24 protein-coding genes are annotated in these 22,387 nt (G+C 69.3%); 9 read left to right on the forward strand and 15 right to left on the reverse strand.

Annotated features, from left to right (window positions below; translation table 11 throughout):
* Positions 1-388, forward strand: a 388-nt coding sequence (locus tag C475_RS23850; protein ID WP_006883818.1) for a hypothetical protein, incomplete at its 5' end; no start/stop codon positions are given.
* A gap of 47 nt (positions 389-435) precedes the next feature.
* On the opposite strand, the gene rad50 is transcribed toward C475_RS23850, so the two are convergent.
* From rad50 to C475_RS10590, 3 genes are all read right to left on the reverse strand, one after another.
* Entirely contained in the window at positions 436-3,135 is a 2,700-nt protein-coding gene (gene rad50 / locus C475_RS10580; protein WP_006883819.1) for a DNA double-strand break repair ATPase Rad50, read from the reverse strand.
* On the reverse strand, positions 3,132-4,532 hold the full coding sequence (mre11, locus tag C475_RS10585) for a DNA double-strand break repair protein Mre11 (protein ID WP_006883820.1): 1,401 nt from the start codon (positions 4,530-4,532) through the stop codon (positions 3,132-3,134). The genes rad50 and mre11 overlap by 4 nt, the downstream gene beginning before the upstream one ends.
* A 188-nt stretch (positions 4,533-4,720) precedes the next feature.
* Positions 4,721-4,987 (reverse strand): MarR family transcriptional regulator, encoded by a 267-nt coding sequence (locus C475_RS10590; RefSeq protein ID WP_006883821.1) that lies wholly within the window; start codon positions 4,985-4,987, stop codon positions 4,721-4,723.
* A gap of 277 nt (positions 4,988-5,264) precedes the next feature.
* Here C475_RS10590 and C475_RS10595 point away from each other — a divergent pair, with 277 nt between their 5' ends.
* Both C475_RS10595 and C475_RS10600 read left to right on the forward strand, forming a co-directional pair.
* Positions 5,265-6,566 carry a proteasome-activating nucleotidase gene (locus C475_RS10595; RefSeq protein ID WP_006883822.1) on the forward strand — a complete coding sequence of 434 codons (1,302 nt, stop codon included), beginning with the start codon at positions 5,265-5,267 and terminating at the stop codon, positions 6,564-6,566.
* A gap of 103 nt (positions 6,567-6,669) precedes the next feature.
* Complete coding sequence (locus C475_RS10600) at positions 6,670-7,146, forward strand: hypothetical protein (RefSeq protein WP_049930445.1); 477 nt, start codon at positions 6,670-6,672, stop codon at positions 7,144-7,146.
* 141 nt (positions 7,147-7,287) lie between these two features.
* Here the strand turns inward: C475_RS10600 and C475_RS10605 are convergent, their stop codons facing one another.
* Positions 7,288-8,322, reverse strand: coding sequence for a PAS domain-containing sensor histidine kinase (locus tag C475_RS10605; protein ID WP_006883824.1), 1,035 nt, complete (start codon positions 8,320-8,322; stop codon positions 7,288-7,290).
* Between the two features lie 151 nt (positions 8,323-8,473).
* On the opposite strand from C475_RS10605, the gene C475_RS24345 reads away from it, so the two are divergent.
* The gene (locus C475_RS24345) at positions 8,474-8,614 is read left to right on the forward strand and encodes a hypothetical protein (RefSeq protein WP_193366307.1); all 141 of its coding nucleotides are present in this window, start codon (positions 8,474-8,476) and stop codon (positions 8,612-8,614) included.
* 39 nt (positions 8,615-8,653) lie between these two features.
* Here the strand turns inward: C475_RS24345 and C475_RS10610 are convergent, their stop codons facing one another.
* Together C475_RS10610 and C475_RS10615 are read right to left on the reverse strand one after the other, a co-directional pair.
* Positions 8,654-9,124, reverse strand: a complete 471-nt coding sequence (locus C475_RS10610) for a hypothetical protein (protein ID WP_006883825.1) — start codon at positions 9,122-9,124, stop codon at positions 8,654-8,656.
* On the reverse strand, positions 9,124-9,321 hold the full coding sequence (locus tag C475_RS10615; protein ID WP_006883826.1) for a DUF5800 family protein: 198 nt from the start codon (positions 9,319-9,321) through the stop codon (positions 9,124-9,126). The genes C475_RS10610 and C475_RS10615 overlap by 1 nt, the downstream gene beginning before the upstream one ends.
* Before the next feature lie 159 nt (positions 9,322-9,480).
* On the opposite strand from C475_RS10615, the gene C475_RS10620 reads away from it, so the two are divergent.
* Positions 9,481-10,647: a polymer-forming cytoskeletal protein gene (locus C475_RS10620; RefSeq protein WP_006883827.1), complete on the forward strand. Its 1,167-nt coding sequence runs from the start codon at positions 9,481-9,483 to the stop codon at positions 10,645-10,647.
* A 1-nt stretch (position 10,648) separates the two neighbouring features.
* Here the strand turns inward: C475_RS10620 and C475_RS10625 are convergent, their stop codons facing one another.
* Complete coding sequence (locus C475_RS10625; protein ID WP_006883828.1) at positions 10,649-10,963, reverse strand: hypothetical protein; 315 nt, start codon at positions 10,961-10,963, stop codon at positions 10,649-10,651.
* 152 nt (positions 10,964-11,115) lie between these two features.
* Here C475_RS10625 and C475_RS10630 point away from each other — a divergent pair, with 152 nt between their 5' ends.
* Positions 11,116-12,297 carry a redox-regulated ATPase YchF gene (locus C475_RS10630; protein WP_006883829.1) on the forward strand — a complete coding sequence of 394 codons (1,182 nt, stop codon included), beginning with the start codon at positions 11,116-11,118 and terminating at the stop codon, positions 12,295-12,297.
* 24 nt (positions 12,298-12,321) lie between these two features.
* Here the strand turns inward: C475_RS10630 and C475_RS10635 are convergent, their stop codons facing one another.
* The 3 genes from C475_RS10635 to C475_RS10645 all read right to left on the reverse strand — a co-directional run bounded on the left by C475_RS10635 (position 12,322) and on the right by C475_RS10645 (position 15,276).
* Complete coding sequence (locus tag C475_RS10635) at positions 12,322-12,756, reverse strand: DUF7124 domain-containing protein (protein WP_006883830.1); 435 nt, start codon at positions 12,754-12,756, stop codon at positions 12,322-12,324.
* Between the two features lie 481 nt (positions 12,757-13,237).
* Complete coding sequence (locus C475_RS10640; RefSeq protein WP_006883831.1) at positions 13,238-14,302, reverse strand: guanosine monophosphate reductase; 1,065 nt, start codon at positions 14,300-14,302, stop codon at positions 13,238-13,240.
* 119 nt (positions 14,303-14,421) lie between these two features.
* Complete coding sequence (locus C475_RS10645; protein ID WP_006883832.1) at positions 14,422-15,276, reverse strand: UbiA family prenyltransferase; 855 nt, start codon at positions 15,274-15,276, stop codon at positions 14,422-14,424.
* 124 nt (positions 15,277-15,400) lie between these two features.
* On the opposite strand from C475_RS10645, the gene C475_RS25330 reads away from it, so the two are divergent.
* Positions 15,401-15,964, forward strand: coding sequence for a lycopene cyclase domain-containing protein (locus C475_RS25330; protein WP_006883833.1), 564 nt, complete (start codon positions 15,401-15,403; stop codon positions 15,962-15,964).
* 20 nt (positions 15,965-15,984) lie between these two features.
* On the opposite strand, the gene C475_RS10655 is transcribed toward C475_RS25330, so the two are convergent.
* Positions 15,985-16,356: a hypothetical protein gene (locus tag C475_RS10655; protein ID WP_006883834.1), complete on the reverse strand. Its 372-nt coding sequence runs from the start codon at positions 16,354-16,356 to the stop codon at positions 15,985-15,987.
* Between the two features lie 52 nt (positions 16,357-16,408).
* Between C475_RS10655 and C475_RS10660 the strand changes: the two genes are divergently transcribed.
* Positions 16,409-17,782: an MFS transporter gene (locus tag C475_RS10660; RefSeq protein ID WP_161625185.1), complete on the forward strand. Its 1,374-nt coding sequence runs from the start codon at positions 16,409-16,411 to the stop codon at positions 17,780-17,782.
* Here the strand turns inward: C475_RS10660 and C475_RS10665 are convergent, their stop codons facing one another.
* Positions 17,783-18,904: a pyridoxal phosphate-dependent aminotransferase gene (locus C475_RS10665; RefSeq protein WP_006883836.1), complete on the reverse strand. Its 1,122-nt coding sequence runs from the start codon at positions 18,902-18,904 to the stop codon at positions 17,783-17,785.
* A gap of 175 nt (positions 18,905-19,079) precedes the next feature.
* On the opposite strand from C475_RS10665, the gene C475_RS10670 reads away from it, so the two are divergent.
* Entirely contained in the window at positions 19,080-19,727 is a 648-nt protein-coding gene (locus C475_RS10670; protein ID WP_006883837.1) for a DUF6517 family protein, read from the forward strand.
* Positions 19,728-19,789: 62 nt separating this feature from the next.
* Here the strand turns inward: C475_RS10670 and C475_RS10675 are convergent, their stop codons facing one another.
* The 3 genes from C475_RS10675 to C475_RS10685 form a co-directional block, all read right to left on the reverse strand.
* On the reverse strand, positions 19,790-20,227 hold the full coding sequence (locus C475_RS10675) for a DoxX family membrane protein (protein ID WP_006883838.1): 438 nt from the start codon (positions 20,225-20,227) through the stop codon (positions 19,790-19,792).
* A gap of 53 nt (positions 20,228-20,280) precedes the next feature.
* On the reverse strand, positions 20,281-20,988 hold the full coding sequence (locus C475_RS10680; RefSeq protein WP_049930448.1) for an SDR family NAD(P)-dependent oxidoreductase: 708 nt from the start codon (positions 20,986-20,988) through the stop codon (positions 20,281-20,283).
* A 142-nt stretch (positions 20,989-21,130) separates the two neighbouring features.
* Positions 21,131-22,294 carry a thiolase family protein gene (locus C475_RS10685; RefSeq protein ID WP_006883840.1) on the reverse strand — a complete coding sequence of 388 codons (1,164 nt, stop codon included), beginning with the start codon at positions 22,292-22,294 and terminating at the stop codon, positions 21,131-21,133.
* Positions 22,295-22,387: the final 93 nt, after the last annotated feature.

Genomic DNA, 22,387 nt, shown 5'->3' on the forward strand with positions numbered 1-22,387 from the left:
GGCCGACGACGCCGTGACCGAGGACGTTGATGCCGTCGTCCACGCCGGCGTCGCCGCCGCGGTCGCGCTCGAACTGTTCCTCGCGGTACTGAGCGCGGGTTCCGGATTCGCGGTGCTGACCGTCGTCACCTACGTTATCGGTGCCGCGGGGTTGACTCGCCTCGTGCTCCGGTGGTCCGGCGGGTTCGTCACGACCTGGGCGGCTGTATTCCCGCCGATGTTCGCGTTCGCCTGGCGATTGTTTTCCTACGCCGGCCCCGGCCCCAGTTTCGGTCAGATACTCGGCCCGGCGGTCGCGTACACGCTCGGTGTCGGGACAGTGTGGTACGCGCTCGGGGCCGCTCTCCTGACGCCGCCTGGCGCCTCGCTCGCGCGCCTCACTCGGTAACACGGGGTCGTCCGAAACCCGGGCCCGTCCGAGCGTGGCATTCGCTCTCAGTCGTCGGCCTCGACGGCCTCGGCGATCCGGTCTTCTGGGCGCTCGCGCCGAACCGACGAGCGGTTCGTGGTCGAATCCTTCTCGACGCGGACGAGGTCGTCGGCGGCACCGACGAGTTCGTCGTCGTGGGAGACGACGAGGATCTGCTCGACGCCGTAGTCGCGCATCGCCTCGACGAGTTCGACGAGCTGGGAGACGTGGCCCGAGTCGAGGAAGACGGTCGGTTCGTCGAGGATGAGCGGCGGCATGGGGGCGGCCCCTTCGATGCCCTCGGCGAGCAGCCGGTAGATAGCACAGCGGAGGCTGAGGTTGAACAGGGCGCGCTCGCCGCCCGACAGCTGCTCGGGGTCGAGCGGCTCGCCGTCCTTCTGGTAGACGGTGAGCTCGTACTCGCCGGAGAGTTCGATCCGGGCGTAGGAGTCGTTCTGGTAGACAAGATCGAATATCTCGTTGAGCATCGCCTCCAGGCTCTCGACGTTGCGCCGGCGCAACTCCGCGCGGAGGTCGCCGTACATCCGCTGGAGCTGTTCGGCCTCGTCGTACAGCGAGTCGAGCCACTCGACGCGCTCGGCGAGGGCCTCGCGGCGCTCGCGCAGCGATTCGAGCTCCTCGATCTCCGCCTCGACGCCGCCGACGGCGCTCTGTAACTCGTCGCGCCGTTCCCGAAGCCCCTCCAACTTGGCGTCGGCCTGTTCGATGTAGTCGGCGGCCTTCTCGCGCTGCTCGCGGGCCCCCTCGATTCGGTCCTCGTCGAACTCCTCCTGCAGATCCGAACGGCGCTCGCGTTTCTCGGCGAGCCGTTCGCGGCGCTCGTCGTTCGTCTCTTCCAGCTGTTCACGTCGCTCGCGCAGTCGCTCGACGGCGTCGGTCGCGTCGGCGATCTCGGCGAGTAGTCCGTCGACGCGTTCGAGCCGCTCGCGGCGCTCGCGGATGGTGCCGCGCTCGGCGTTGATCTCGCCGACCCGCTCGCGGGATGCCTCGGCGGCGTCCGCCTCCGCCTGTGCGGCCTCCCGTTTCTCGGCCGCATCGGATTCGGCCTCGTCGGCCTCCTCGCGGAGCCGCTCGGCCTGCTCGACCTTCTCTTCGAGCGTGTCTTCGCGCTGGTCGACCAGCTGTTCGAACGTCGACCGGTCGGACCGACACTCCCGGACCTCCGACTCGACGTCGACGAGCCGTTCGGCCTCCTCCAGCCGGGCTTCGAGGTCGTCGCGGCGCTCGCGTGCGGCTTCGAGGTCGGTCTCCAGGTCGGCGAGGCGCTCGCGGTCGTCGTCGATCGACTCGACGTGGGGCGAGCCGTCCACGTCCTGGCCGCACTCGGGGCACTTGCCCTCCGCCAGCAGCGACTCGGCCTCCTCGATCGCCTCTCGCTGGTTCTTCACGTCCGCGTCGAGGCTGGCGACGGTCTCGCGCACCTCGCTCAGCTCCTCGGCGACCTCCTCGCGGAACGACTCGGCCGCGCCGAACTCGGCGGGTGCGTCCTCGAACTCGCCCTCCAGCGACTCGATGCGCTCCTCCAGATCAGCGATCTGCTCGCGTTTGTCGGCGACTTTCTCGCGCGTCTCGGCCACGTCCGCGTCGAGGTCGTCGGCCTGCTCGCGCTTCGATTCGGCCTGTGATTCGAGGTCGTCGGCGGACTCGCGGAGGTTCTCGGCTCTCGTCCCGTGTTCGGACACCTCCGCGGTCACGTCCTGAAGCGTCTCCTGTAGTTCGTCGTCGCGCTCGGCGAGGTCGTCGAGCAGCGACTCGACGGCGGCCGGCTCGGGCGGGTCGTCGGCGCTCCCCGACAGCTCGGTCTCGGGCAGCAGGCCGGCCAGCTCCTCGCGGTGGTCCGCCCTGGCCTCTCGGCGGTCGGAGATCGTCTCCGAGAGGTCCTCTCGGTCGCGTTCGGTCTCCGAGATGGCCTCCCGGAGTCCCTCGATGTCCGATTCGAGGTCGTCGAGTTCCGCGCGTTTGTCCTCGTAGCTGTCGAGTATCTCCGCCGCCTGGTCGCGCGTCTCGACGGCCTTCTCGCGTTGCTGTTCGAAACGGTCGATGTCGGACGTGACCGATTCGAGCTCCGTTCGGTGGTCGTTGAGCCGCGCGTGGAGGTTCTCGTCCTCCTTGGCCTCGATCTGGTCGTCGAGCTGGGAGAGCGAGCCGCGCTTGTCCCGGCGCACCCGGTCGACCCCGACGCGGGCGTCGCTGGCGCGCTCGCGGTACTCTTCCAGCTTGCCCAGCTGGAGCAGCGAGTCGAGCATGTCCTGCCGTTCGGCGGGCGTGGCGTTGATGAGCTTGTTCACCTCGCCCTGACGGACGTACGCGCAGTTGACGAACGCGTCGGCGTCCATCCGTAGCAGTTCCTCGACGTAAGCGCGCACGTCGCGGGCGCCCTCGACGGTCTCGTCGGGACCCTCCAGCACGCACTTGGCGGTCGTCGGCCGCTCGCCGGTCGCGCGCACGCGCCGCTCGACGTGGTAGGAGTCGCCGGCGTGGGCGAACCAGAGCTCGACCTCCGTATCGTCGGCGCCGATCGTGACGATCTCGCCCAGCTCGTTTTCGAGCCCCTTCGACCCGTAGAGGGCGAAAAAGCAGGCCTCTAACAGCGAGGACTTGCCGCTGCCGTTGAGGCCGTGGATGACCGTCACGCCGCGGTCGAGTCGCACGTCCGCGTCGTCGTAGCACTTGAAGTTCGAGAGCCTGACGCGCTCGAATCTCACTGGTACTCACCCCAGGTCGCCTGGCCGTCCCCGTCCTCCGGGGACGCTCCGTCCTCGCCAGTGTCGGGCCCTTCGCCCCCGTCAGCGCCCGGGTCGTCGGCGTCGGGCTCGTCGGCGGGGTCACCGCCGTCGGCCGCCGCGTTCCCGGCGACCGCTCCGTCCCCGTCTGCTTCGACCGCTTCGGATCCGCCATCGTCGGTCGTGTTCGACTCGCCGTCCGTCGCGTTCGACTCGCCGTCCGCCGCGTTCGCTTCGCCGTCCGTCGCCTCCCCCTCGCCGGGGTCGACCGACTCGAACTGCGCGGGGTCGCCGTCCTCGACGAGGTCGGCGACCTGGTCCTGGACGACGTCGTCAACGTTGGAATCGGCGACCTTGCTGGCGCGGACGGTCTCGTCGAGCGACCGGGCCGCGTCGCTGAGGCCCAGGTCGCGAACCCGTTCGCGGACGGCGTCGTCGGGGTCGCCGAACGACACCTCCCGTTCGCCCTCCTCGGCGGTCTCCCGGCGGTCGGTGACGCGGGCGACGAGTGCCCCCCGATCGAGGGCAAACTCCTCGACGGCGGCCGGCGTGACCGGCTCGCCCTCGCCGTCGACGGCGACGACGACCACCGCGTCGTCGAGGTCGTACTCGCCGACGCGCTGGCGGACGCGCTCGACGCCCTCGCCCTCGCCGAGTTCGAGGTCGACGAAGACGAACTCCCTGGTGTCAAGTCCCCGGCGACGTACGTCCACCTCGCCGTTGAACTCGACGACGTTGTAGCCGCGCTCGTCGCGCTCGGCGGCGCTGGTGCGCTCGGTCGACCCGCAGTAGGTCACCCAGGTGTCGTCGACCTGCGCGGTCTCGGCGTGGTGGTTGTCCCCCAGCAGGAGCGCGGCGAACTCGACGTCGGTGGTCGCGAAGATATCCCGGGGGTCCCACTCGCCGAAGTCGAACGGCTCGAACAGCCCGTGGGTGACCAGCGCGGCGTGGTCGCTGTCGTGGGGCTCCAGATCCAGTTCGAAGCCCTCGCGCTTCGAGCGCGGGACGAAGTCCAGACCGTAGAAGGCGGTCGATCCCACCTCGACCGGCTCGGAGCCGAGTCGGGTGGCGAGGCCGAGCGATTCGAACAGATCGAGCCACTGGCCCTCGCGTTTGGCCTCGTGGTTCCCGACGACGGCGAGGAAGGGCACGCCGGCGTCGTCGAGGGTCCGCAGGACGGAGAGGGCGCCCATGATGTCGTCGAGCGTCGGCCGCCGGTCGTGAAAGAGATCGCCGGCGTGGACGACGGCATCAACGTCCTCGGTCACGGCGTCGTCGGCCACCTGCCGGAACGCGTCCAAATAGTCCCGCTTGCGCTCCGGCCGGTGATACTGCCGGTAGCCGAGGTGAGTGTCCCCCGTGTGTATCACGCGCGTCATCTACGGCAGGGTACGAAACCGCGGCCTAAAGAGGTGTCGCGAGCGCGGTGAAAGTATTCCCGAGGGGTACGGTCGACCTACTCCGAGATTCGGTGAGTCCCGGCGACGGAGCGGCGAGAACGCGTGGAGAGTGGGGATCGGCGAGAGGGGAGAGGGGGCGGCTCGGCCGGATCTGTCGGAACGCGAGACTACTCGATTTCGAGCGTGTAGATGCGCTTGCGGGCGTCGGCGAAGGAGAAGCGCGAACTGACCACGTCGACATCTTCGAGTCTGTTCAGGGCGTACCGAACGGTCCGCGGGGGCAGGAGCGTCTCCTCGGCGAGCTGGCTCTGGGTCAGCGCGTCGTTGTACTCCAGGGTCTTGGCCACCAGTTTCGCGCTCGGCGGCAGGTCGCGAACGGCGTCCCAGCCCTCTTCGGCCGCCGATTCCGCCTCCGCAGTTTCGGACGTGCTCATCGTGTTATCGGCTTCTGGATACAGCCTAATAATATTTCCCGTTTCGTATAATTACCTCTGTGAATCTATCGGCAAGAACCGCGACGACGTTCAGCTCATCCGGATGGAGTTCGGTCGCGTTCCGATCCGGTCGATAAAAGTGGGTGTAGCTAACACACCACATAAATATCACCCGTCAATCGCGAGAGGGCGGTGGAGACGAGCGAAATCCCTCGGATCGGCAAGTGACCCGACCGACCCGAAACCTCTTATTATCCCATCCGCTAGCAGGGGTGTAATGACCGACACCGTGGACGAGGTGGATCTGCCGTACGACGACGACGCCTCCCAACAGGACAAAATCGAGGCACTGGAGGAGCGCCTCGAGGTGCTCGAATCACAGAACGAGGAGATGCGCGACAAGCTGCTGGACGCCAACGCCGAGAACAATAAGTACCAGCAGAAGCTGGAGCGACTGACCCACGAGAACAAGAAGCTCAAGCAGTCGCCGCTGTTCGTCGCCACGGTGCAGGAGCTGACCGACGACGGCGTCATCATCAAACAGCACGGCAACAATCAGGAGGCCATCACCGAGGTCACCGAGGAGATGCGCGACGACCTCGAACCGGACTCCCGCGTCGCCGTCAACAACTCCCTCTCGATCGTCAAGAGCCTCGAAGACGAGACCGACGTGCGTGCTCGCGTGATGGAAGTCGAGGAGTCGCCGGACGTGACCTACCAGGACATCGGCGGTATCGAGGACCAGCTCGACGAGGTTCGCGAGACCGTCGAGATGCCCCTCAAGAGCCCCGACATGTTCGACGACGTGGGTATCGAACCGCCGAGCGGCGTCCTGCTGCACGGCCCGCCCGGCACCGGCAAGACGATGCTCGCGAAGGCCGTCGCCAACCAGACCGACGCCACCTTCATCAAGATGGCCGGCTCCGANCACGGCCCGCCCGGCACCGGCAAGACGATGCTCGCGAAGGCCGTCGCCAACCAGACCGACGCCACCTTCATCAAGATGGCCGGCTCCGAGCTCGTCCACAAGTTCATCGGCGAGGGCGCCAAGCTCGTCCGTGACCTGTTCGAGCTCGCCCGCCAGCACGAGCCGTCGGTCCTCTTCATCGACGAGATCGACGCCATCGCGGCCAAGCGCACCGACTCGAAGACCTCCGGCGACGCCGAGGTCCAGCGGACGATGATGCAGTTGCTCTCGGAGATGGACGGCTTCGAGGACCGCGGCGAGGTCCGCATCATCGCCGCCACCAACCGCTTCGACATGCTCGACCGCGCCATCCTCCGGCCCGGCCGCTTCGACCGCCTGATCGAAGTGCCCAAGCCGGACGTCGAGGGCCGCGAGCAGATCTTCAAGATCCACACGCGCAAGATGAACCTCGACGAGGAGCTGGACTTCGCCCAGCTGGCCGACATGACCGGCGAGGCCTCCGGTGCCGACGTGAAGGCCGTCTGCACCGAGGCGGGGATGTTCGCCATCCGCGACGACCGCACCGAGGTCCGCATGCAGGACTTCCTCGACGCCTGGGACAAGATCCAGGCCGAGGAGGAAGACGAGGACGTCTCGCGCACCTTCGCGTAACCGCCTCGGTCCACCTTCTCCCCACGGTTTCGCGACGACCGGCAGCGCGACCGACTGCGTCGTGACCGTAACACATTTGTGACCTCTGACTGTCAGATTCGCCGTGCCCTCCAGACGCGACGTGCTCGGTGTGGTCGCGGGGTCGGCGGCACTGACTGGCGTCGCTGGCTGTCTCGGAAGCCGTCCGGACCAGCCGATACTGAACTGCGTGAGCGCGACGAACGACGACGCCGAGGCCCACACGGTCCAGATCACCGTCGACTACGGAGGCGAACGCGTCGCCCGGGAGTCACTTGAACTCGCCGCCCACGAGGACGAGCGCGAATCCGGCGACCGCGAGTGGGTCTCACGCTCGTGGCCGACCGAACCCGCCCAGTTCGTCGTCCGCGCACGGGTCGACGACCGCGACCGCTGGGAGACCCTCGACAGCGACCGCCGACAGCCCGGCCGATATCTCCATGCCGACCTCGACGTCCGGGAGAACGGGGACGCGGAGTTCTGGGTGCTGGCCCTCCCGTCCTCGGACGACCAGTGTGAGGGGGCACCAGTCGCCACCGGGACGCCGAGCGGCACCGAGTGACACTGACGGTCAGCAGGGCTGCGTCGCGGGTCGCCGGAGTCGTACAGCCCCGGACCGACGACGAGGACGTGTCGGTACCTGCGTTCCCGGGACCATCGGGTCGGCCCGGCGTGACCGGGCCGGCCGTCCGGTACTCGCGACTCACTCGTCGAGCCGCGGGAGCGTGATCTCGACCACGTTCCCGCGCGGCTCGTTCTCGCCGAAGGATAGTTCGCCGCCCAGCGAGTCGACACACCACTGCATCACCCAGAGCCCGACGCCGGTGCCGTGGTAGGTGCTGCTGGCCGCGACGGTCTCGTCGAGCACGTCGGTCTCTACGTCGGGGATCGGCGGGCCATCGTCTGCGACCCGGATCACGCACTTGCCGCGGTCGTCCGCGGTCACGCTCACCTCGACCGTCGGCGAGTCGCGGTCGTTGTGTTCGAGCGCGTTCTCGACGGCGTGCTCGACGGCGTAGCGGAGTCCGTCGTCGGCGATCAGCCAGGCGTTCTCCGCCAGCGTGAGCGTCAGGTCCGCCTCGGGATAGGACTCGCGAGCGGCGTCGACGACAGGTGCGACGACCGCGCGGACGTTGGTCGGTTCCCGCTCGGTCGCGTCGGGTTCGGCTATCTCTTCGATCTGGGAGACCGAGTCGCTGAGGCCGCCGACCTCGCCCGCGACTCGCTCGATGGTCTCCACTTCGGCGGCCAGCATCTCGTCGTCGACGGCCTGCCCGACGTGAGCCGCGTGGCCCTGCACGAGGTTCATCCTGTTGCGGAGGTTGTGCCGGACGATGCGGCTCAGCAGTCGCAGTCGCCGCTCGCGGGTCCGGTACTCCGTGATGTCGTCGACCTCCGCGACGACGCAGGTCCGGCCGTCGATCGTCGTCGGACTGAGTCGCACTCGGACCCAGAGCAACTCCCCGCTGGCCCGTTCGACCTGCCACTCGAAGGACTGGCGTTCCCCACCGGCGGCCGCTCGTATCCGCTCTCCGGCTTCGCGCTCGGTGTACTTCGTCGACGGCGCCGTGTAGTCGCCGACAGACATCTCCCGAAGCTCCGCCGCCGAGTAGCCGTACAGCCGCTCCAGGCTCTCGTTCACGTCCAGGATCGCACCGCTCTCCGGGTCGTGAAGAGTGATCCCGACGTCCAGGTCGTCGAACGCCGACGGAAGCGTTACGCCCCGGAGTACACTCATCGCCCGATCGTTTCCGCCTCAGTCGCTTACCAGACAGGCCTAAAGAATTTGGTCAGTACTTTCGACTGTCGGGCGGCGCAGGGGTCGGTTTCGGCCACCCTCGGCGCGACACCGGCCGAACGCCTAAGTTCGCGGCCGCCGATCTGCGACCGTGAACGCGCTCGACCGCTTCGACGGCCCCGCGTGGGTCACGGCCGCCGCGACGCTCACCAGTTACGGCCTGGTCCTCGCGGTCCTGTTCGCGCTGCTGTTCCTCGTCCCCTTCCTCGTCTACTCGCAGGTGCTGGCCTGACTGGAGCCGTCGGCCCACCGGCGAACGCAGAGCGACCGCTCAGTACTCGCCCGTCGTCGCGCTCGCGCCGCTCCCGTACACGGAGATGTCGACGAAGAAGTCGCCGGGCGAGTCACCGGCCTCGACCCAGACGCCGATCCGCTCGCCGTGGTCGGCGGACGCCTGGACGTACAGGAGGCCGGTGGCGCTCGACGACGCCAGCGGTTTCGCGGCGGCGCCGGGTTCGATCGTCAGGTCGTAGCCGTCCGTCCACTCGAACGCGGAGTCGTCGACGCTCCCGTCCGCTGCGGCGGCCTCGAACTCCTCACGGAACGAGTCCGGTCGCTCGTCGAAAGGGGCGACCCGCCCGACCTTCCAGACCTGCAGGTCGACGTTGCGGGGTTCCCCGCTCTCGTTTTCGACGACGTACGGCGGACGGTCCTCGGACTCGCTGCCCGAGACGAACGAACAGCCGGTGATCGCGACCGCGGCCGGGACCGCCGCGAGCAGGTCGCGCCGCGACGCGTCCATCAGTCGACGATCTCGGAGATCTGTCGCGCTTCGCCCGAGGGCGAGGCGTTCTTCTCGACGATCCGCAGGACCTCGTGGTCGGTGATATCGGGGTAAGGCTTGTCGATTGCGTCCTCGATGAGCGACTTCTCCAGGCGGAAGTCGTGGCCCTCGTACACCACGTCGACCCCCTGTTCGTCGAAGGAAAGTACGGTCATACCCACCCGTAGACCGCCGCCGGATAAATATCTGGAGATCCGCGCGCCGCGCGGGCCGCTCCCGGACGGACCGCCCCACACCGGCACCGTCAGACACGCGTCAGACGCCCGTCGTGCGCGGTGTGAGGGTTTATTACGACCGAAATCGCTATATGGGGTGTGCCGATCCGCTCGGACCCGCTCGACGAACTGACGATCCCCGACGGTACCACGGTCGAGGAGCACGACCTGGTGACCGAGGGCGACGTGATCGTCGGCGGGCAGAGCACCGTCGAGTTCGGCGTCCGCGGCGACGACGTCATGGCGGGCGAGCGGGTCACGTTCGACGGCCACATCGAGGCCGAGGGCGACTGTCGGCTGGACATGTGGAGCGAGGTCGAGGAGGACGTGCTCGTCGGCGGCGACGCCTACCTCGGCGAGCGAACGCGCGTCGGCGGCGAACTCAAGGTCGCCGGCAACGTCGACATCGGCGACGACGTCGACATCGAGCAGAGCTTCGAGGCCAGCGGCCACATCGAGATCCGCAACCCGATGCCCACGGTCGTCTTCCTCGTCGTCTACCTCTCGCAACTCCTGCGCATCGGCGAGGAGGAGGCCGCCGAGGACTTGGCGAGCCAGCTGGTCGACGCCGACGACGACGAGGCCCAGCCGGTCGTGATCCCGCGGGGCGCCCGCGTCAGCGACGACGCCTGGCGCGTCTCGACGCCGGCCGTCGTCGGCGACGGCTGTCGCCTGCACGGGAACGTCCGCGCCGAGTCGCTGGAGGTAGGGAACGACAACACGATCTTCGGGAGCCTCCGCGCCCGCGGCGACGTGGTCGTCGGCCCGGACACCGAGATCAAAGGCGACGTGACCACCCGCGGCGGCGACGTGTCCGTCGCGAAGGGCGCGACCGTCTGGGGCGACATCTCCGCCGAGGACGTGGCACTCCACGAACACGCCGTCGTCGAGGGGAAGATCCGCGTCAGCGGCGAACTCACGCAGGTTCGCGACGCGCTCGGGCCCGACCCCGAAACCGAGGGTGACGAGGCCGACACCGCGGAGGAGGCCGAGGCCGCCGAACCTGAAACGGAGACCGCCGAACCCGAGACGGACGACGCCGCTGAGACGGAAGGCGACGAGACGACGGACGACGAGGAGGTCGAGGCAACCGACGAAGATTCGGCGACCGACGTCGACGGCGGCGGGACCGAGGACCCGCCCGCGGTCGAGAGCCGCGAGGCGGTCGAGGCGGAACTCGACGGCGTCGTCCCGATGATGGGCGAGGACCCGACTCACAGCGAGAACGGCCACGACGAGGACGCCGAACTCGCGGAAGTCGAGTAGGTCACCCGACGAGACCGATTGCGACCGAGAGCCCGACGGTGCCGAGGACCGCACCGAGGACGAATCCGACGACCGTGACGACGTAGTCGACGGCTTTCTTCCGGAGGAATCCAGACAGGTCAGCGCCGTCTACCGAGTCCTGCCGAGCGCCGTCCAGCACGACCCGAGCCAGTAGTGCGCCGGAGATGCCGGTCGCCGTGGCGAACGCGACCGAGTCGTCGTTGCCGCCGATCAGCCACGCGGCGAGGAACCCGGCTCCGACCAGCAGCGCGAACAGCAGATCCCCGCTCGACGGTTCGATCCCGAAGCGCCTCACGTCGGCTGATAGGACGGCCGCGACATAAAATCGGTCGCCTCCGACGGAGTCGGCGCTCGTCCCCGTCGGCGGGGCGTCGGGCGGCCTCGTCGGCGGGTCGACGGAGTGACGGGACCGAAAGCGGCTTTTCCCGGCCGGCGGTACTCGGTAGCATGCTCTCTATCGCGCTTGCCGGCAAGCCAAACGCCGGCAAGTCGACCTTCTATAAGGCGGCGACGATGGCCGACGTGGACGTGGGCAACTACCCGTTCACGACCATCGACGCCAACCGCGGTGTGACCCACGTCCGCACCGACTGCCCCTGCCTCGACCGCGAGGAGCGCTGTGGGGAGGAGAACTGCCACGACGGCAAGCGCTTCGTCCCCGTCGAACTGCTCGACGTGGCCGGCCTCGTCCCCGGCGCCCACGAGGGCCGCGGCCTGGGCAACCAGTTCCTCGACGAACTGTCGAACGCCGACGCCATCCTCCACGTCGTCGACGCCTCCGGGGGAACGGACGAGGAGGGCGAGCCCGTCGAAATCGGCGAACACGACCCCGTCGAGGACCTGCAGTTTATCGAGGAGGAGATGGACCTGTGGCTGGCGAGTATCGTCGACCGCAACTGGGAGGGCGTCGAGCGGGCGTCCCGCTCGCCCGACTTCGACATCGACGAGGAGCTGACGGAGCTGCTGACCGGCGTCGGCGCGACCGAGTTGGACGTGGCCCGCACTCTACGGGACCTGGACTACCCCGACGACCCAATCCAGTGGACCGACGACCACCGCGAGGAGCTGGCGAGCGAGATCCGGGCGCGCACGAAACCCATCGTCGTCGTCGCGAACAAGGCCGACGTGGCCCCGCCCGAGAACCTCCAGGCGCTCAAAGAGCGCAACGAGGCGACGATCCCGACCACTGCCGACGGCGAACTCGCGTTGCGGAAGGCCGCCGAGGCTGGCGTCGTCGACTACGACCCGGGCGACGAGGACTTCGAGATCGTCGGCGACGTGAGCGACCAGCAGGCCCAGGGCCTCGAACAGATCCGCGAGGTGATGGCCGACCACGGCGGCACCGGCGTCCAGCAGGCGCTGGACACGGCTGTGTACGACGTGCTCGACCAGATCACGGCCTACCCCGTCCAGGACGAGACCCACTGGACCGACGGCCAGGGCAACGCGCTCCCGGACGCGTTCCTGCTCGGCGAGGGCTCGACGCCGAAGGACCTGGCCTACGCCGTCCACTCGGACATCGGCGACGGCTACCTCCACGCGGTCGACGGCAAGAAGAACATGCGTATCAGCGACGAGGAGGAGCTGGAGGAGGGCGACGTGATCAAGATCGTCTCGACGGCGAACTGAGCGGGCCGGGGATCGAGCGGTCGGTCACTCCGTAATCCGCGCCCAGAGCCGCGCGAACAGGCCCGGGTCGGCCGAGTCGCCGTCAGAGTCGCCGAGCGACCACCCGGCGGCGTCGGCCACTTCGGTAGGCGTCCGGTACTCCCAGCCCGTGGCGTCGGCGATCCGGCGGTCCTCCGGGGTGGTGCCGACGAAGACGTGCCGCGGCGCGTCGCTGGCCTCGCGGATCCCTTCCATGATCAGCCAGATGTCCCGGTCGCCCAACTCGAAGTCCTGTTCGAGGTCACGCTCGGCGACGAAGGCGCGGACCGCGTCGGTGTCGTTGGCGACGACGCCGACGTAGCGACTCCACTCGCGAGCGTCGTCGAGTACCCGCTCTGGGTCCGCGAACTGCTCGATGGCGGCGAGTTCGAACGCCAGCGTCATCTCGCCGGTGCGCTCGCCGTCGGCGTCAACGCTCATGGGTGTCCTTCGGTCGCCCGGGGGTAAAGCAACTGTCCGCGTGCTGTTCAGACGAACGTGCGAGTGTATCGAGTGTTTCCGCTGGACGAGTCGCGGAACGAAGTCGAACGACAGCGCCCACACTCACCGGGGACAGCAAGCGATGAAAGCCCTCGGCGCGCTCGCGGTCGCTGCGGCGGATATTCTCGCTACGCTCGAATAGTGCCGCCGCAGGCGACTGAATGAACGCGAGCGCGCCTCGCCCTTTCAATCCGCCAGGGGATGTCTCGGTACGTGAGTCTGTGAGCGGCGGTTGATCGGCCAGTCGTGAGCCTCACGCCTCCCCAACCTCCTGCGGTGCTCGCTTCGCTGCGCTCCTCGTCCCTCGCACGGCTTCGCCGCGCGCACGAGAGCGCGCGACAGCGCGCGCCACGGTGGGTTGCTAGGTCCATCGCCTCTGCTGACCCTCTGCGGACGGGGCGTTCAGACCGCACCCAGTGGGTCAGTCGTCGACGACGACGGTCTCCCAGTCGTGGTCGCCGTGGGCGCCCTCGCGTTCCTTGGCCGCCTGTTCGACGCGGATGAACTCCGCGCTCTCGCGGGCCTCGGGGATGGTGTGACCGCCGCAGTAGGAGAGGCCGGACTTGATGCCCGCGCAGAACTCGTCGGCCACGTCGGCGAGCGGACCCTTGTACTCGGTGAAGCCCTCGACCCCCTCGTCGGCGTCGACCTCTTTCCCGGCCTCGTCCTTGTCCGTGCGATCCTCGGCGGCGGCGGTCGTCGCCATGCCGCGGGACTTCTTATAGCGCTCGCCGTCGACCTCGACGATCGCGGGCGGCGTCTCCTCGGTGCCCGCGAAGAGGCTGCCCATCATCACCGTGTCGGCGCCGGCCATCAGCGCCTTGACGGCGTCGCCCGACGAGCGGATGCCGCCGTCGGCGACGATGGGGATACCCAGTTCGTCGGCGGCGTCGGCGCAGTCGTCGACGGCGGTGAGCTGCGGGACGCCCGCGCCGGCGACCCGGCGAGTCGTGCAGTGGGAGCCGGGGCCGATGCCGACCTTCACGCAGTCGGCGCCGGCGGCCGCCAGGTCGCGGACGCCCTGTGGCGTGGCGACGTTGCCGACGACGAGGTCGGTGTCGGGGAACTCCTCGCGCAGCCGTTCGACGGTGTCGAGACAGCGGTCGAGGTGGCCGTGGGCCACGTCGACCATCACGCAGTCGACGCCGGCGTCGACGAGCGCGGCCGTGCGGGCGGCGGCGTCCTCGGCGATGCCGACGGCGGCGCCGACCGGCTGGCCCGCCTCGACCACGCGCTCGACGGCGGCGGCCTGTTCGTCGACGGTCATGAACCGGTGGATCGTGCCGAACCCGCCGGCCCGGCCGATCGCGATGGCCGCGTCGGGACCGGTTACGGTGTCCATCGGAGCCGAGAGGAGGGGGTTGTCGAGTTCGATATCGTCGGTCAGCCGCGTCGAGAGGTCCACGTCGCTCCGGCTGTCGACGGGCGACCGCTGGGGGACCAGCAGAACGTCGCCGTACGAGAGTCCGGTTCGGAGGTTGTCCATACCGCCACAATCGTAACGGGTCTGCCCGTATAGCGGTGACGGTCCGCCGAGAGCGTGTCCGGTGTCTATTCCGGTCGAGCGCGGCCGGCCGAACGGACGCCTCTTCCCCTCACTCGCGCTCAGCCGAGCGGTCGGAACCACACGGCGGCGACGAGCGTGGCGAGGAAGAGATAGGAGCCGCGGATGAGCAGCATCGTCGCGAGTTCGGGCTCGGCGCGGCGGGCGAGGAGCGCGATCGCCCCGAAGACGAGCGCGGCGAGGCCGGCGCTGGGCGGGATCCCCCGGAGGCCGAGCGCGAGGCCGACGACGGCGACCATCCCCGTCGCCATGAGCGCGTAGGCGGCCCGGTGGGCGCCGCGCTCGCCCAGCACGACCGCGACCGTCCGCTTGTCGATCGAGCGGTCGTAGTCGAAGTCCTGGGCATCGTCGATCACCTTGATCCCCGAGAGGAACAGCAGGAACACGCCGGCCAGGCCGACGACCGCGGGCGTGAGCCGACCGGCCTGGACGTAGAACCCGCCGAGGAGTCCGAGCGCGATCCCGGTCGGATAGCCCAACGTGGCGCCGACGGTGTTGGTGTCGAGCTGCGGGGCGTGGAAGTACCCCAGCGCCCACGTCGGCGCGGTGAGCGCGGCCGCGCCCGGTCCCGCGAGCGCCCAGACGGCGGCCAGCGCGAGGAGGAACCCGGCAGTCGACCCGGCGAGCGCGCGTCGACAGGTCGGTGCGGAGAGCGGATGGGTGTCGTCCTCGTCGCGGACGTGGAAGTCGACGTAGCCGTCCTTGACGTGGGCGGTGTAGACGGCGAAAAACAGCGCGGTGACGTGGGCGGCGGCCGCGGACGGGTCGACCGACCCGGCGAACACGCCGCCGAACAGCGACGCCGCCAGCGGCGGCAACATGAACACCGGATGCACCTGCGACAGCAGCGCTCGAGCGACCGGGACCCCACCGCTGGCGTGCGTGGCCTCCCCCATGGAGTCCCATTGGACCGGGACCGACAACGTTCTTTCGCAGGGTCAGGTCCGCGTCCGCCGCCATTTGCCGAACCGCTCCGGCGACCACCGCGGCGCTCATGTGAATGGGGACGCTTGCGAAAGTATGGACAGCGACCGCGCGGGGCGAGTCGTCGCCGCTACCTTCGCCCTCGGCGTCGTCACGCTCTGGGCGACCGTCGCGGGCGCCGTTCCGCCGAGCGCTGGCCTCGCCGGAGTCGTCTGGATCGCGACTGCGCTCGTGGTCGCGGCGGGTCCCGTCGATGGGGCGTCCGGCCGCCTGACGGTCGGTGGCGGCGTCGGTCTGCTCGCGCTCGCCGTCGCGGTCTTCGTCGAACCGCTGTCGGGGGTTGCGCTCCCGGACATCGGCGTCCTCGGTCCCTACACGTACCTCGCGACGGAGGTGGTGTTCGGCACGTTCGCACTCGGGTTGCTCGTCCGGGCGGGCCGCGCGGCGCTCCGGCGGACGGCGGTGACCGTCGCCGTCGTCTACCCGCTCGCGTACGTCTGGGACTGGTACACGCTCGAAGTCGGCGTGTTCGCGATCCCGTTACGGACGGGCGTCGAGTTCGTCGGGATACCGCTTGAGGAACACGTCTTCATGGTCGTCGTGCCGGCGTTGGTGCTGGGCCTCCACGAGACGCTGCACGGTCGGCGCGAATCGAAGTAGAGCGCCGAGGCGCGGCCCGTTCAGACCAGGTTGTCGTCGTCGAAGACGAACGAGGAGACGTGGGAAGCGAGCCGGCGGGCGTCGTCTTCCGTTTCGGCGTGGAGTTCGCCGGCGACGTGGCCGGTCTCGCCGCCGACGCCTTCGGTCTGGGAGTCGGGGTCGACGCGGACGGAGTACGACCGCAACGAGCGCACGTGCTCCCGGAGCTTTCGGAGGGCTCGCTCGGAGAGCTGCCCGTCGAGATGCTGCAGGTCGTAGCGGACGACGTAGCCGCGCTCGCCCTCGCGGACGGCGACCACCGGGAGCCCGCGGTCGGCACAGCGGTCCCACAGCGAGCGTCCCTCGGCCTTCGTCTCGTAGGTCGGGACGTTCGACGGCGTCAGTTGGTCCATCGCTCACGCGTACGATCGCGAGACGTTTCTACGTTCCGCACGCGAATGTCGGGTGAGATGTCAACCCGGCTACTGCAACGTCGTTCAGGGAAGCGTCAAGGGAGCGGGTGACGACGGATCGCTCGTGCGCGTCGACCTGTCGAACCCGCGGGCGCTGATCCGCCGGTACTACCTCTTCCAGGCGCTGGCGGCGGTCGGGTTCGTCTCGCCGATCTTCGCGCTGTTCGTCCTCCGCGACCTGACCTATCCACAGTACGGGACGCTGAGTGCGGTCTACTCGCTGGTGCTGGTGGCCGGCGAGATCCCGACGGGCTACGTCGGCGACAGGGTGGGGCGTCGGGACACACTCGTCGCGAGCAAGGTGACGATGGCCGCCTCGCTCCTGGGCTTTCTCGCCGTCGACTCGTTCGCGTCGTACCTCGCCGTGTACGTCCTCTGGGCGGTCGGCATCGCGCTCTCGTCGGGGACGGGCGGCGCCTGGCTCTACGAGGTGCTCGAATCGACCGTCGGCGAGGAGCAGTTCACGACCGTCCGCGGGCGCGGGCAGTCGATCGCCCGCTGGAGTTCCGCGGTGACGACGCTCCTCGGCGCCGTCCTCTACGGGGTCGACCCCAGCGCGCCGTTCCTCGCGGCGGGCGGACTCATGCTCGTGAGCGCGGCCGTGATAGCGACGCTCCCTCGAACCGAGCAGTTCGAGGCCGGCGAGACGGCCGGTCCGTCGGTCCGCGAGGCGGTCCCGCTGCTCCGCGACCGGATCGCCCGCCCGCCGCTCCGGTCGTTCGTCGCCTTCGCCGCGCTGCTGTTCGGCGTCGTCGGCGCCGGCAACCAGTACGTCCAGCCCATCGCCGTCGCCGTCGCCGAGGGCGCCGACCTCGCGGCCCTCCCGGTCGTCGGCGCCGTCGCGGCGGTCGGTCGGGCGTCGCTACCGGTCGACATCCCGGTGACCGCGGCGACCGGCCTCGGCCCCCTGTACGCGAGTTTCGCCCTCGTCGCCGGCGCCGTCAGCTACTACGCGGGACCCATCGAGGCGCGTTTCGGCCTCTCGCGAGTGCTCGGCGCGGCCGCGGTCGTCCTCGTCGTCGGGACGCTCCTCCCGCTCGCAGTCCCGCTGGCCGCGTTCGCGACGTTCTATCTCCTCCGGGCGGTCCACTACCTCCTCCGGCCGATGGTCGAGAACCACGTCAACGGCCACGTCGATGACGTGGGCCGGGCGACGGTGCTGTCGGCCGTCTCGATGGTCTTCGGCCTCGCCCGGACGCCGTTCGTCGTCCTCGCGGGTGTGGCCGCGGGCGCTCGCGGACCGGTCGCCGCGTACGGCACACTGGGGGTCATGCTCTTCGTGGCGGCCGTCCCGCTCGCAGTCCTCGGGTCGCCGTTCCCCAATGAGGCGAGCGGCGCAACCGGTGCCGGGACCGCAGACGGCTGATCAACTGACGGCGTCGTAGGCGTCGCCCATGACCGAAAGCGCCTCTTTCAGCGTCTCGACGTTCACTGCGTAGGAGATGCGAGCGTAGCCCTCGCCGTGTTCGCCGAAGGCCTCGCCGGGGACGACGACGACCCCGCGGTCGATCACCTCGTCGACGAACCCCTCCGGGACCTCCGGCATCGCGTAGAAGGCGCCCCTCGGCGTGGGACAGTCCAGACCGATATCGTCGAGGCCGTCCAGTAGCACGTCCCGTCGTTCCTCGAAGCTCTCGACCATCTCGTCAACGGGGTCCTGCGGGCCGGTCAGGGCGGCTTCGGCGGCGTGCTGGGCGGCGGCGGTCGCGCAGGCCTGGCCGTACTGGTGGACCCGGAGCATCCGTTCGACCCGTCGGCTCGAGCCGGTGACCCAGCCCAGCCGCCAGCCGGTCATCGAGTAGGTCTTCGAGCAGGCGCCCACGACGACGACGTTGTCGCTCTCGGCGAACTCCAGGGGCGAACGGTGTTCGCCCTCGAAGACGATGTGTTCGTACACCTCGTCGGAAATACAGAGCACGTCGTGTTCGTCGGCGATGCGGGCGAACTCGCGCATGTCCTCGGGCGACTGGACCGCGCCGGTGGGGTTGCCGGGGCTGTTGACGACGAAGGCCGCGGTGTCGTCGGTGATCGCGTCCTCGACGGTGGCCGGGTCCATCGTCAGGTCCTCCCGGAGCGGAACCGGCTTCGGTTCGCCCCCGGCGATGTGCGTGAGCGCGTCGTAGGCGACGAAGCCGGGGTCGGGGAAGATGACTTCCTGGCCGGGGTCGACGTGGGCCTCCATCGCGATGTGCAGCGCCTCGCTGCCGCCGGCGGTGGCGATGACATCGTTCGGGTCGATCTCCATCCCGCGGTCCTCGGCGTAACGGTGTGAGATGGCTTCCCGCAGCGACTCGGTGCCCTTGTTGGAGGTGTACTCGTCGGCCTCGCCGGCGCGGATCGCCTCGATGGCGCCCTCGCGGGCGTGCTCGGGCGTCGGGAAGTCCGGCTGGCCAAGCCCGAGGTTGATCGCGTCCTCGCCGGCGGCCTCGAAGACCTCCCGGATCCCGCTTATCGACACCTGCTCGACGCGTCGAGAGAACTCCGTCATACCTCACTCGCGGGCGCGCTCCCCGATAACTGTTGAGGGTCTATCCTCCGTCGTCCGCGGTCGAACGAACTTCCGGGATCAGTCCATCCTCCGTCACCGAACGGGACGTTCCGGACTCGAAACTCGAACGTCGGGCATCAGCAGGTTTACCAGCGTCCTGACGAATGGCGGGACCATGCACGCACAGCGGATACTCGCGACGCTCGCGGTCGTTCTCGTGACGGTGACGGCGGGCTGCGGATTCATCACCGGCCAGAGCGCGCTGGCGTTCGGCGCGTCGCCGGCGACGGTGAGCGACGACGCGCTCTCGGAGACTGGCTACGACGAGGTCGCCGTCGATAACTCGACCGTCACGCGCAACGTCAGCGCCGCAGGGCAGACCCGACAGGTCGAGGTAACCAACCAACAGGCCAGATACGAGCGGGCGGTCGATCTGGGGCCGCTGGGCTCCCAGCGGGCGGCCGTGTTCGTCACCTTCGCCAGCCCGGAGGTGAGCGCCGTCGGACAGACGTTCAACCCCATCTCCGACATGTCCACCGAGGAAGTCCTCGGCCAGTTCGAGTCTCAGTACGACGGCCTGTCGGTGGGTGACCGCGTCGAGAACCGGAGCGTCGAGGCGCTCGGTAGCCAGCGTACCCTCGAGCAGTACGAAGGGACCGCGACGCTCTCCGGCGTCGAAGTCGACGTGTACGTTCACGCCGCGAAGTTCCGGCACGAAGGCGACTACATCGTCGCCGTCGGTATCCACCCGCAGCGGCTCGACGGCGAGACCGAGAACGTGGTCGCGCTCACGGAAGGCCTCGACCACGACGGCGACGACTGACTGACGGCCGTCCGCGTCGCGCTTCTCACGCTCGGATCACTACGAGCGGTGAGCCACTGCGCTCACCGACGGGACCGCCGGAACGCGTCGAACAGGACAGCCCACGCCAGCGCCGAGAGCCCCACGTCGCGGACGAACACGTCGACGAAGAACCCTCCCTCGACGACCGCCGCGAGGCCGAGATAGGCGGTCGTCGCCGACAGCGAGACGGCGGCGACACCGGCCGCGAACGCGGTCGCCCGGTCGGCGACGATCGCCGCGCCGAAGCCGACCTCCAGCACGCCGTTGACCAGCATGAACGCCACCGGCGAGACGACCAGCCACGGCGCCAACCAGTCGGTGACGTACGTCGCCCAGACCCCCGGCACGAGCAGTTTGTGAACGCCGGCGAGCAACACCATCGCGCCGAGCCCGACGCGGGCGACCGACAGCGGTGCTGGCGTGCGGTCGACCAGTCGGGCGACCGTCTCGTCGTCCACGAAGCGACGGCGAAAGTCCATTCACTCCCCGTTGGGGTCGGCCGCCCAAAACGACACCGCGTCGAGTCCGCGGTTCAGAACGCCTCGACGTGCGGCCTGAGATCGAGTTCCAGCGTCCACGCCGACCTGTCCTGCTCGACGAGGTGCCAGTAGTTATCGGCGATCTCGTCAGGGTCGAGGTACGCCCCCTCGTCGCGGTCGCGGTCGCGCTCGCTCCCGTCCGGCGGCAGGATCTGCCCGTCGATCACGACGTGAGCGACGTGAACGCCCTCGGGTCCGAGCTCCCGCGCCATGCTCTCGGCCATCCCGCGGGCGGCGAACTTCGCCGCCGAGAACCCGATCGCCCCGTCGCGACCCCGGAGCGCCGACGTGGCGCCCGTGAAGACGATCGTCCCGCCCTCGCCCTCGACCATGTCCTCGGCCGCCTCTTGGGAGGCGACGAACGCTCCGCGGCCGTTGACCGCCCACGCGCGGTCGACGTCTTCGACCGACGCGTCGAGCAGACCGTTCCACGAACCGGCGCTCGCGTGGTTAACCAGTACGTCGACGGGGCCGAAGGCCTCCCGGACCGTCTCGAAGGCCGCCCGGATCTCCGCCGGCTGTGCGAGGTCCGTCGGAACCGCGAGGCCCGTCCCCGACGCCGGCAAGTCGTCCGCGAGGCCCTCGATGTACTCCGCCGACCGTGCGAGGAGCGCGACCTCGCACCCCTCCGACGCGAATTTGCGTGCGATCGATTCGCCCAAGCCAGGTCCGACACCTGCGACCACCGCGGTCCGTGTCATAGTCGAGCCCACGGCCGTCAGCGACAAAGTAACTCCGCCGGCGGACAACTCCCTCACCGCGACAGCAACGCCATCACCGCACCGCCGCCGCCGACGCTCACTCGCGACGCCGCCGGCGGTCACCGCACCACACCGCCCCGCCCTACCGCGACAGCAACGCCATCACCGCACCGCCGCCGCCGACGCTCATCCCCACCACCCCGTAGTCGTGGTCCTCGCGGACCATCGCGTGAGCGATCGTCGTCGTCAAGATCCCGCCGCTGGCGCCGATCGGATGCCCCAGCGCCACCGCGCCGCCGAGCGGATTCAGCCGCTCCTCCGGAATCCCCAACCTGTCGCGCACGTAGACGGTCTGTGCCGCGAACGCCTCGTTGACCTCGTAATGGTCCACGTCGTCGACGGTGAGGTCGTTCCGCCCCAACAGGTTCTCGATGGCGTCGCCGATGGCCTGGGAGAACTCCGCGGGGTCGCGGTAGGCGACCGCGTAGTCCTCGACGTGGACCATCGGACCCAACCCGTGTTCGCGGGCGGCCTCGGCGCTGGCGAGGACGACACCCCCTGCCCCGTCGGCGAGCTTCGAGGCGTTGCCGGGCGTGATGGTCCCGTTCTCCCGGAAGGCGGGCGCGAGCTGTCCGAGCCGGTCCAACGACGTGTCGGCCCGCGGCCCCTCGTCGGTCGTGACGAGCCGGTCACCGACCTCCACCGGAACGATCTCCTCGTCGAAGCGCCCGTCCTCGACCGACTCGGCGGCGTGGCGGTTGCTCCGTAGCGCGTAGCGGTCCTGCTCTTCCCGAGAGACGTCGTGGGCCTCGGCCAGTCGCTCGGTGAGTTCGCCCATGTGGGCGTCGTATCCCACGTCCCACAGCGCGTCGAAGATCATCGCGTCCACGAGTTCGGTGTTGCCGTGGCGGCGTCCTTCGCGGTGTTCCCGGAGGAGATACGGGGCGTTCGACATCGACTCCATGCCGCCGCCGACGGCGATGTCGGCCCGACCGGCCGCGATGCGGTCCGCGGCGAGCGTGATCGCCCGCAATCCCGACCCCGACGCTTCGTTGACGGTCGTCGCCGGCGTGTCCTCGGGAAGTCCCGCCCGTGTGACCGCCTGCCGCGCCGGGACCTGTCCGACGCCCGCCTGGACGGCGTTACCGAGCCCGACCCAGTCCAGGTCCTCGGGTTCGACGCCCGACCGGTCGATCAGGTCTTCCAGGACCGTGGCACCGAGATCCGGCGCGCGCACGTCCGAGAGCGAGCCGAGCATCGCACCGTGGGCGGTCCGCGAGCCGTCGACTATCACTACGTCTGTCATGTGTGGGCAGTTCGCGTGGCTCCGTTATCGGTGTTGTCCCGAGCGGGGTGCTGCGGGCGAGCGTCGCGACTCGGAAGGGGGTGCAACGGATGG

Origin of the sequence: Halosimplex carlsbadense 2-9-1, assembly GCF_000337455.1 — an archaeon.
Lineage (GTDB): Archaea > Halobacteriota > Halobacteria > Halobacteriales > Haloarculaceae > Halosimplex > Halosimplex carlsbadense.